Origin of the sequence: Mycolicibacter acidiphilus, from assembly GCF_018455725.1 — a bacterium.
In the GTDB taxonomy this organism is placed as follows: domain Bacteria; phylum Actinomycetota; class Actinomycetes; order Mycobacteriales; family Mycobacteriaceae; genus Mycobacterium; species Mycobacterium acidiphilum.
The window spans coordinates 1-597 of sequence record NZ_JAHCLR010000138.1 but is presented as its reverse complement, the minus strand read 5'-3'; the positions used below and the strand labels follow the sequence as shown (position 1 = coordinate 597).

At 71.0% G+C, this 597-nt stretch carries 1 pseudogene; it reads right to left on the bottom strand.

Features of this window, described 5'->3' with window-relative positions:
• Nucleotides 1–344, bottom strand: a pseudogene (locus tag KIH27_RS22200) (hypothetical protein); the annotation flags it as partial.
• Nucleotides 345–597: the final 253 nt, after the last annotated feature.

Below are 597 nucleotides of genomic sequence, written 5' to 3'. Positions count from 1 at the left end.
GTGCCGGGACCGGTGGGCAGGCCGGTAACTCCGGTGCTTCTGCGGGCCAGGGCGTGCAGGGTGTGGGTGGCAACGGCGGTGTCGGTGGGGTTGGTGGTGGTGGTGCCACGGGAACCACGGGCACCGATAACTCGGGTGCGACGGTTACGGCGGGGGCGGATTCGACGGCCTCCGGTGTTGCGGGCGGTGCGGGTAATACCGGTGTTGCCGGTGGCACCGGTGGTCAGGGTGGCTCCGGTGGTCAGGGCGGCCAGGGTGGTGCCGCCGGTCTGGGGTCCACCAATGGCACGGCTGGCAACGGTGGCACCGGTGGTGCTGCGGGTGCCGGCGGTATGGGTGGTCATGGTGGTAATGGCTCTGATGGTGGGGCTGGGTTCACCGAGACCGGGACGACCGGGTTGTCGGGGTCTAACGGTGGTGTTGGTGGTCAGGGTGGTGCCGGCGGCCTAGGTGGCGAGGCCGGTACGGCCGGTGGTGGTGGTGCGGCAGGAACCGGTGGCGGTGGGCAGGCCGGTAACTCGGGTGCCGGTGCCAGTGCGGGCGTGCAGGGTGTCGGCGGTAACGGTGGCACCGGTGGGGTTGGTGGTGGTGGTGCCA